An 8,836-nucleotide genomic window follows, 5' to 3' on the forward strand; every position below is an offset into this window, starting at 1 on the left:
TTCCCCGCCGCCCGCGACCGCGGGGCCGGTCGTCCCCGTGCCGGGCCCCGTCGGCCCACCCGCGCCGGGGCCGCCGCTTGCGGAGGGCTCCGGGGGACCCGACGAGGCGACGGCGGGCCCGGTCGGCGGGGCCGGCGCGTCAGGGTCGCCGTCCGGCTCGCTGGGGAGCGGCGCGGTCTCCGACTCGTAGGACGCCTTCTCCTTCACCAGGTCCGCGGGGCCGTCGTCGCCGTACTCCGTCGCCAACTCGGCCAGGCTGAGCGCGCCGGCCGCGAGGGCCAGCCCGAACGTGCCGATCACCGCCTTGCGGCCGCGCCGTTTGCGGGCCCGGCGGCCGTTCGGCCGCCGGCGGCGCGCGGCGTCCCGGTGCGCCCGCCGGTGACCTCCCTGGCGGCCGTCGCCGGACGGCTCCGGCGCCTCGGACAACTCGAACACCTGGTCGCTTTCGGGCTCGCCGATGTCGCCGGTGCGGCGGTGCAGTTCCTCGGCGGGCGTACCGCACCCGGCACAGGCGAGAGCGCCGTTGAGGTGCCGTCGGCACGGCTGGCAGTAATCCATGGCGCCCGCAGGTTATGCGCCCGAAGGGGAGGGCGGCCGGTCCGCGCCGTGAGGATCCTGTGTGGAATCCCCACGTCCGGAGTACGGCGGCGGTTATCGGGAACGGCAGTATGTCGGCATGTCTGCCGATGCCACACCGTTCGGGTCGCGTGAATTCCAGCTGGTGCTGCTGCGCCGCATGGCCGACTTCCAGCCGGGGCTGGTCGAGGACGCCCGGCGGGAGCTCGGGGCCTCGGTCACCGAGATGCGCGAGGCCAACCGCCGCTGGCAGGCGATGGTGCGCGCCCCTCGGAGCCGGGGCGCACTGGCCCGCTACCGGTCGGTGCTCGGCTCGCCGGAGCGGACCGTCCGCCGCCGCATCGGCGACCTGGAGTGCGATGCGCTGCTGTGGCCGCTGCCGCTCTGGCCGGCTCTGCGGTTCGAGGTCCTGGCTGGGGACAAGGGCGCCGTGTGGAACGAGTGGCTGGTGCGCGCGCCGGGCACTCCGGGGCCGGCGCTGCGGACCGAGGCGGACCTGCTCCCCTGGTCCTGCACGGTCGACGAGGCCGCCGCCGCGTTTCCTCCGGCGCGGCCCCTGGAGGGGTCCGCGCCGACGCGGTGGCGGCTGGGCCTGACGATGCCGGACGGCCGCGAGCGGGTGGCGGAGTTCACGTGGGGGCTGCTGCAGCGGCTGCCGTGAAGGGAGGAGGCGGGAGCGTGCCATCCCCACGCCCGCCCGCCCGCGCGCGCGAAGAGCGGGGCAGGGGCATCTCGAGCCCCGGAATCCCCGACCACGTCCGCCCGCCCGCGCGCGAAGAGCAGGGCAGGGGCAACGGACCCCGAGGCGCTCCCCGGGGCCCGGCCAGCTGGTGGGGTGTCAGGGGGCGTACGCCCGTGCGGCGGAGTTCAGCGCGCGCCGCCGCCGCCGTGATCGGAGGATGCGAGGAGAACCCATTCGGGAGGACCCGTCGTGACCGTCAACCTTGAGCAGTTGCGCCGTTGCCATGTAGCCGTCGACCTCGGAGCCGCCAGGACCCGCGTCTTCGTCAGGGGCGTGGGGCTCGTCGTCGACGAGCCCAGCGTCGCCGCCGTGAACACGCGCACCGGCGCGCTCATCGCGGTCGGCACGCTCGCCGAGAAGATGACCGGCCGCACGCCCGACTACATCCGCGTCGCCCGCCCCGTCTCCGGCGGCACCGTCGTCGACATCGAGATGGCGCAGCGAATGCTGCGCCATCTCCTGGGCGAGAAGCTCCGTCGCCAACTGCGCCGCAAACCCCGGCTGCGTGCGGCCGCCTGCACCCCGCACGACAGCGATCCGCTGGCCCAGCGCGCCGCCGTCGAGACCCTCGTGGGCCTCGGGGCCCGCCGGGTCGAGCTCGTCGACACCCTGATCGCCGCGGCCGTGGGCTGCGGGCTCCCCGTGGAGCAGCCCACCGCCACGATGATCATGGTGTGCGGTGCGGCGACCACGCAGGTCGCCGTGCTCTCCCTCGGCTCGATCGTCACGGCCGAGCGGATTCCCGTCGGCGGCGACGCCATCGACCACGCCGTCATCCAGCATCTCCGCCACCAGCACGAGCTGATGCTGCCCACCCAGTCGGTCCGGCCGCTCCAGCTCGCCCTGCACGGCAACGGCCTCACGCCGCACGGCCCCGCCTCGACCGAGATCCACGGCCGGGACGTGGCCACCGGTCTGGCCCGTTCGGTGCAGGTGGACACCGCCGCCGTACGGGACGCCATCCACACTCCGCTGACCGCGGTCCTCGACGGCATCGGCAAGGTGCTGCGGGACTGCCCGCCGGACCTGGTCGCGGATCTCGCCGACCGCGGGATCATGATGGTCGGCGGCAGTGCGCTGCTGCCGGGGCTCGACCAGATGCTGCACAACGCGACCGGAATGCCGGTGCAAATCGCCGAGCGGCCCGACGTCTGCGCCGTCCTCGGCCTCGGCGCGATGCTGGAGGGCAAGATCCAGCCCATGATGCTCGACCTGCTGACCGACACGATCCTCGTGAGCGACAGGAAGGAGAAGGCGGAGCGGCGGCGGGAGAGGCCTGAGCGGGCCGCCCCCGCCAAGACCGCGGGCGCAACCGCCCAGCCCGCCGCGGTGGAGTGAGATCCCGGTTCCCCGGCCACCAGGTGCGGCGCCGGTTCGGGCCCAGCATGATGCTGCCGCTGCGGAGGCGCTGCCCGGCCGTCGGACGGCCGCCGCATGCTGCGCCCAGGGGCGCGGACGACGGCGTCCGCGACGACGGCACGCCCGACGGCGCGCCCGGCGGCACGGTGGTCACCCGGCAGTCCTCCCCGTAGCGGCCCGCCGCTGCGGGGAGCGGTGGAGCGCCGTCCCCTACGGCGAAATTCGGTCGCCGCCGGGGGTCTCCCGGCCCGACAGTGGGGCCCATGAGCGAGTGGTGGACGACGGCGGCAGCGGGCGCGGCGGCGGGGCTGGGGGTGGCGATGCCGCTCGGAGCGATGGGCGTGCTGCTCATCCAGGAGGGCATGCGCGGACGCCGCGGGGCGGTCGCCGCGGCCACCGCCGTCGCGTTGACAGACCTGGTGTACGCGGCCGCGGCCACCGCCCTCGGTCCGCTCGTCGCCGCCGCCCTCTCCGGCGTCGAGGCGTGGGTGCGGCTCGTCGCCGCGGCCGTCCTCCTGGCGATCGCGGTCCGCGGGCTGCTGGCCTCGCGTACGCCTCCGCCCGCAGCGGCCGCGGACCGGGGCCACGGGACCGCCGGCGCCGCCCGTACGTTCTGGACGTTCGCCGGGCTCACGGCGGTCAACCCCACCACCGCGCTCTACTTCGCCGCGCTGACCACCGCCCAGGGGGCGGCGCTGAGCGGGCCCGCCGCCGGGGGCGTCTTCGTCGCCGGGGTGTTCCTCGCCTCCCTGCTGTGGCAGCAGCTGCTGGTCGCGGGCTCCTCCTTCGCCGGGGCCCGGATCTCCGCACGCGCCCGTGCGTGGACGTTCCGGATCGGGTACGGCCTGGTGGCCGCATACGCGGTCAAGATCGCGCTGCCGTTGCCTTAGCACGGGCCGCAGCTCAGGCGCACAGGCCTCAGGGTGCGCAGGCCTCAGGGTGCGCAGGCCTCAGACGCAGGGGGAACACCCGCACCCCCTGCGGCGCCCGGACCGCAGCAGACCGGCCACGGACGCCCCCCAAGTTGTTACGCGTGAGTAGGGAAGGGAATGCTGCGGCCTGGAAGCATGAGTGAACAGGGGCATGCACCCATGTCCCATGCAACGATCGCCGTGGTCGCGCGGACCGCGGCGACCGCACCGACCGGAGAGGACGAGTCGCCCGTGAGTTCCCTCTTTCCCAGGCCCGTCGGCGCGGACCGGGACCGCGTCGCCCTGCGCTTCCCCGGCCGCTCGCTGACATACGGACAACTGGCGGCCGCGGCACACCCGGTGGCCGAACGGCTGGAGAAGGGGGCGCGGGTCGCCGTCTGGGCCACGCCGACGCCTCAGACGGCGGTCGCGGTCGTCGGGGCGCTGCTGGCGGGTGCGGCCGTGGTGCCGCTGAATCCGAAGTCCGGCGAGCGCGAACTGGCCCATGTCATCGAGGACAGCGCACCGGCCGCCGTACTGGCGGCGCCCGGCGAGGCGCTGCCCGACGCGCTCGGTGCGCTGCCGCGCGTCGGCGTCACCGCCGAGCCGCCCGGCGGCGGCGCGGCCGGCCCCGCGCAGGACCTCGACACGGCGCACGACCCCGCGCTGCCCGCGTTCGTCGTCTACACCTCGGGCACCACGGGCCCACCCAAGGGCGCGGTGCTGCCGCGCCGGGCGGTCGCCGCCACTCTGGACGCCCTCGCGGACGCCTGGGCCTGGACCGCGGACGACGTCCTGGTGCACGGGCTGCCGCTGTTCCATGTGCACGGGCTGATCCTGGGCGTGCTCGGGCCGCTCAGGCGGGGCGGGGAGCTGCGCCACCTGGGGAGCTTCACCCCCCAGGCCGCAGGGCGTGAGCTGGCGTCCGGCGGCACGATGCTCTTCGGCGTGCCGACGATGTACCACCGGCTGGCCCAGGCGGCGGAAGAGGACGGCGAGTTGGCCAAGGCGCTGGCCGACGCGCGGCTGCTGGTGTCGGGGTCGGCCGCGCTGCCGCTGCACGACCACGAGCGGATGGCGGCGGCGACGGGCCGCCGGGTGGTCGAACGCTACGGCATGACCGAGACGCTGATGCTGTGTTCTCCGAGGGTGAACCCCCAGACCCCCACGTCTGTCCGTGTGGACGGCCCGGCCCGGCCGGGGACGGTCGGGCTGCCGCTGCCCGGCGTGGAGCTAAGGCTGGCCGCCGACGACGGCACGGAGATCAGCGTGTACGACGGAGAGACCATCGGCGAGATCCAGGTGCGCGGCGACAACCTCTTCACGGAGTATCTGAACCGTCCCGACGCCACCTTCGCCGCCTTCGACGGCACAGGGCCCCGAGCCTGGTTCCGCACGGGCGACATGGCGGTCCGCGACCCGGACGGCTATGTACGGATCGTGGGGCGCAAGGCCACCGATCTGATCAAGAGCGGCGGATACAAGATCGGCGCAGGTGAGATCGAGAACGCGCTGCTGGACCATCCCGGCGTGCGTGAGGCGGCGGTGACGGGCGAGCCGGACGCGGATCTGGGCGAGCGGGTCGTCGCCTGGATCGTGCCTGCCGATCCCCGGACGCCCCCCTCGGCCGAGGAGTTGGCGGAGCATGTGGCCGGGCAGCTCGCTCCGCACAAGCGGCCGCGTACGGTGCGGTGTCTGGACGCCCTGCCCCGCAACGACATGGGCAAGGTCATAAAGCCGGCGCTGGGCGGGCGGGCGACGCGGCATGGCTGAGTCCGGGCGGTGGACGGCACGCGAGGCGATCGCGCTGCTCTGCGACGACTTCACCGAGCACACGAGGGGCGAGGAGCCCTCCGGCGAGGCCGACGGGCCGATCGGCTGGGAGGGCTACGACGCGGCCCGCGCCCGTGCCGAACAGGCCACGGGCTCGACGGAGTCGGTCCTGTGGGGCGAGGGGACCCTCGGCGGCGACCGCCGCTGTGTGCTGCTGTCCTTCGAGTTCGCCTTTCTGGGCGGTTCGCTGAGCCGCCGCGCCGGGGACCGTCTGGAGGCCGCGTACACCCACGCCCGTGAGCGCGGGCTGCCGCTGGTGTCGCTGATCGCGACGGGCGGCAGCCGGATGCAGGAGGGAATGGTCGCCCTCGGCCAGCTGCAGCGCGCCGCCCGCGCGGGGGTCCTGCTGCGCGAGGCGGGCGTCCCGCATATAGCGGTGGTGCGCGACCCGACCACGGGCGGCGGCTGGGCGACCCTGGGCGCGGGCGCGGATGTGATCCTGGCGCTGCCGGGCGCGCAGGTCGCCTTCGCGGGCTCCCGGGTGCGTCCCCAGGACGCCGACCCGGCCGCGTACACGGCGGAGTCCCAGCTCGCGCACGGCCATGTCGACGCGGTCGTACGCCCCGAGCGGCTGCGCGAGACGGTCGGCTTCTGGGCGCGCGCCCTGGCCCCCGGCGTCTTCGACCCGCAGCCGGTGCCGCCGCCCGATGCCCTGCCGCCGGGCGGCGAGACGCCGCTTCCCCGCACCGGCTGGGACGCCGTCCTACGCGCCCGCGACACACGGCGCGCACCCGCCGAGGCCTACCTCGACCGGTACTTCGCCCGGCGCGAGCCGCTCGGCGGAGACCGCGGCGGCGGGGTGGACCCGGGGCTGCTGTGCGGGGCCGGCGTCCGGGCGGCGGACGGGCGCGCCGTCGTGTACGTCGCCCAGCGCGGCACGGCGACCCGGCCCGCCGGTTACCGGACCGCCGCACGCGTCATCCGGCTCGCCGACCGGTTCGGGCTGCCCGTGCTGACCCTCGTCGACACTCCAGGCGCGGCCAACGACGCCGCGGCGGAACGCGCGGGCGCGGGCGGGTCCATCGCCGAGGCGTTCTCCGCGATGGCCGCCGCCCGGACACCGCTGACCAGCCTCCTCATCGGCGAGGGCGGCTCGGGCGGGGCACTGGCGCTGGCCGCTCCGGGCAACACCTGGGCGACGCCCGACAGCTACTTCTCCGTCATCGCGCCCGAGTCGGCCGCCGCGATACTCAAACGCTCCCCCGACCGGATCCCGCGCACCGCGGACCAGCTGCGGCTGCGCCCACAGGATCTGGTGGAGCTGGGCGTCGTACGGGGCATCGTCCCGCGGGCCGCGCCGGAGCAGGCCGCCGCGCCGGAGTAGCACGCACCGCGCCGGAGCAGGCCGCCGCGCCGCAGCAGCACGCACCGGGCGCGTCCCGGCCGCCGTCCTTCGCATGACCGCGCTCGACAGGCGGCGCGAGGCCGGGGCGCATAGCGTGAAACGCACCAGACCCACGGGAGGCAGACAGATCATGGCCGCACTACCGGAAGGCGCCCCCTGCTGGGCGGATGCGGCGTTTCCGGACCTGGAGGCCGCGAAGAACTTCTACGCCGAGCTGTTCGGGTGGACCTACACCGACGCCCTGGCGCAGTTCGGCGGCTACACCCAGGCCCTGAAGGACGGACGGCCCGTCGCCGCGGTCGAGACCATGCGGCCCGGTCTCGGCGGGGAGCCGTCCTGGAACCTGTACTTTGCGACGTCCGACATCGAGGCGACGACGGCGAAGATCCGCGACAGCGGCGGCGCGCTGCTGATGGACCCGATGAAGGTCGGCGAGTACGGGACGATGGTCACCGCTGAGGACCCCAGCGGGGCGTACTTCAGCGCCTGGCAGCCTGCGTCCCATGAGGGGTTCGGCAGAACGGGCGAGCCCGGCGCCTACTGCTGGGCGGAGGTGACCGCGCGGGACGCGGCGAAGGCGGACGCCTTCTATCCCGCCGTCTTCCCCCTGGAAGTGCGGCCGCTGGGCGACGCGCGGGGCGGCGAGGGCGGACCGGCCGACTTCCATGTGTGGAAGGTGCAGGGCAGACCGGTGGCGGGGCGGCACCATATGACGGACGACTTCCCCCCGGACGTGCACCCGTTCATCAATGTGTACTTCGGCGTGGCGGACTGCGACGCCGCGGTGGAGACGGTGCGACGCCTGGGCGGTCAGGTGCTCCAGGGGCATGAGCCGACGGACAGCCCGTTCGGGCGCTATGCCACGGTCAAGGACCCCCAGGGGGCGGTGTTCTCCGTGATCGACACGGCGACGACCGTCGGCGAGCCGCCGGATCTGTCCTGAGCCCGCGGGCCGTCCTCAGCGGGGAGGCCGCCCCCGCCGGGTCAGCCCGCCAGAGGACCGCGCCCCGGCCCGGCGGGGCGCCCGGCGCCGCTCACCCGGCGCAGCTCCTGCCGGGGCTCCTCCAAAGCGGGCCCCGCGGACCGCTCCCCCTCCCCCGCCCGGAGGGACGCCGGGGACGACGGTGAGGCGGCGGGCGGAACGGCGGCGGGCGGCGCCGTCACACCCGACGAGGACGAGGACGACGAGGAGGGTGTCGGGTGCGGCGCGCGGCTTCCGCCGGCGGCGGCGCCGTCCTCGGCGGTGCTGACCTCCTCGGCGGTCGGGGCGTCCGCGCCCGAGTCGGGCTTCAGCCTCGGCGTGTAGCCCGGGGAGTCCGCGAACCAACGCTGCTCCACGGAGCCGTCGCGGATCCTGATGACAACGTTGGTCCCCACGTCGTCGGAGGCGGGGACCAGGGCGAGCGCCTCGTTCCAGCGGGGAACGATCAGGCCCTGGATCGTCAGGTCGTACCGCACGTCCTCCGCGTCGTCGGCGGATGCCCCGGAGCAGCCGCCCAGCCGGGCCACCCCGTCCAGCTCGTGGGAGCGGAGGCAGAGTCCAGGGGCGGCGAAGCTGCGCAGCAGCCCGTCGTCCTCGTACAGCCAGCGCTGCGTCGCGGTCGAGGTGCAGTGGGCCATGGCGGCCTCCACTCCCGAGCGCGCCGTGCGGCCGTGGACGTCGAGGCAGAGGCCGGTGCCCGCGTTGCGGAGCCTGGTCTGCAGCGGGCCGCGGGGGTGGGCGGCCGCGGAGGTGCCTGACGACGGCTGGGACGGCTCCGGTGCGGACGGCGAGGGCCTGGGCTGCCGCTGCCCGCCGGGGGCGGGCGTCGCGGAGCCGGTGACCTGGCCGCTCGGGCCCGCGGGGCCCGCCTGGCCGCCGCCTCCCCCGTCAACGTCCTCGTCCGGGCCGCCGCGGACGAGCAGTCCGGCGACGACGGCGCAGACCACGGCGAACAGGACGCCGGTCGCCACCGCCCCCGCCCCGGTGCCGCTGAGCAGACCGCCCGACCCGGGGCGGCGGAGCCCACCGCGCGCGCCGAGCCCACGGCGCGCGCCGAGCCCACCGGCCGCGATCCGGGCCGACGAGGC

The 8,836-nt window shown here is 75.6% G+C and carries 9 protein-coding genes; 7 read left to right on the plus strand and 2 right to left on the minus strand.

Annotated elements, in window-relative coordinates; translation table 11 throughout:
• Window positions 1-558: SCO2400 family protein (locus tag QCN29_RS35915; RefSeq protein WP_279933444.1), on the minus strand; the 558-nt coding region annotated here is incomplete at its 3' end.
• Between the two features lie 118 nt (window positions 559-676).
• Between QCN29_RS35915 and QCN29_RS35920 the strand changes: the two genes are divergently transcribed.
• From QCN29_RS35920 to QCN29_RS35950, 7 genes are all read left to right on the plus strand, one after another.
• On the plus strand, window positions 677-1,237 hold the full coding sequence (locus QCN29_RS35920) for a hypothetical protein (protein ID WP_279933445.1): 561 nt from the start codon (window positions 677-679) through the stop codon (window positions 1,235-1,237).
• A 270-nt stretch (window positions 1,238-1,507) separates the two neighbouring features.
• Window positions 1,508-2,656: a rod shape-determining protein gene (locus QCN29_RS35925; protein WP_279933446.1), complete on the plus strand. Its 1,149-nt coding sequence runs from the start codon at window positions 1,508-1,510 to the stop codon at window positions 2,654-2,656.
• Entirely contained in the window at window positions 2,653-2,850 is a 198-nt protein-coding gene (locus tag QCN29_RS35930; protein ID WP_279933447.1) for a hypothetical protein, read from the plus strand. Before QCN29_RS35925 ends, QCN29_RS35930 begins: the two co-directional genes overlap by 4 nt.
• A gap of 90 nt (window positions 2,851-2,940) precedes the next feature.
• Complete coding sequence (locus tag QCN29_RS35935; protein ID WP_279933449.1) at window positions 2,941-3,567, plus strand: LysE family transporter; 627 nt, start codon at window positions 2,941-2,943, stop codon at window positions 3,565-3,567.
• A gap of 273 nt (window positions 3,568-3,840) precedes the next feature.
• Entirely contained in the window at window positions 3,841-5,361 is a 1,521-nt protein-coding gene (locus QCN29_RS35940) for an acyl-CoA synthetase (protein ID WP_279933454.1), read from the plus strand.
• Window positions 5,354-6,745 carry a carboxyl transferase domain-containing protein gene (locus QCN29_RS35945; RefSeq protein WP_279933450.1) on the plus strand — a complete coding sequence of 464 codons (1,392 nt, stop codon included), beginning with the start codon at window positions 5,354-5,356 and terminating at the stop codon, window positions 6,743-6,745. Before QCN29_RS35940 ends, QCN29_RS35945 begins: the two co-directional genes overlap by 8 nt.
• Window positions 6,746-6,896: 151 nt before the next feature.
• Window positions 6,897-7,709, plus strand: coding sequence for a VOC family protein (locus tag QCN29_RS35950; RefSeq protein ID WP_279933451.1), 813 nt, complete (start codon window positions 6,897-6,899; stop codon window positions 7,707-7,709).
• A gap of 41 nt (window positions 7,710-7,750) precedes the next feature.
• Here QCN29_RS35950 and QCN29_RS35955 read toward each other — a convergent pair.
• The coding region (locus QCN29_RS35955; RefSeq protein ID WP_279933452.1) for an RICIN domain-containing protein at window positions 7,751-8,836 on the minus strand (1,086 nt) is incomplete at its 5' end.

This window comes from Streptomyces chengmaiensis (assembly GCF_029846775.1).
In the GTDB taxonomy this organism is placed as follows: domain Bacteria; phylum Actinomycetota; class Actinomycetes; order Streptomycetales; family Streptomycetaceae; genus Streptomyces; species Streptomyces chengmaiensis.

Excerpts from the sequence above, each read along its gene's own strand:
- QCN29_RS35920 (WP_279933445.1), top strand. The coding sequence starts at position 677 with ATGTCTGCCGATGCCACACCGTTCGGGTCGCGTGAATTCCAGCTGGTG.
- QCN29_RS35935 (WP_279933449.1), top strand. The coding sequence starts at position 2,941 with ATGAGCGAGTGGTGGACGACGGCGGCAGCGGGCGCGGCGGCGGGGCTG.
- QCN29_RS35945 (WP_279933450.1), top strand. The coding sequence starts at position 5,354 with ATGGCTGAGTCCGGGCGGTGGACGGCACGCGAGGCGATCGCGCTGCTC.
- QCN29_RS35950 (WP_279933451.1), top strand. The coding sequence starts at position 6,897 with ATGGCCGCACTACCGGAAGGCGCCCCCTGCTGGGCGGATGCGGCGTTT.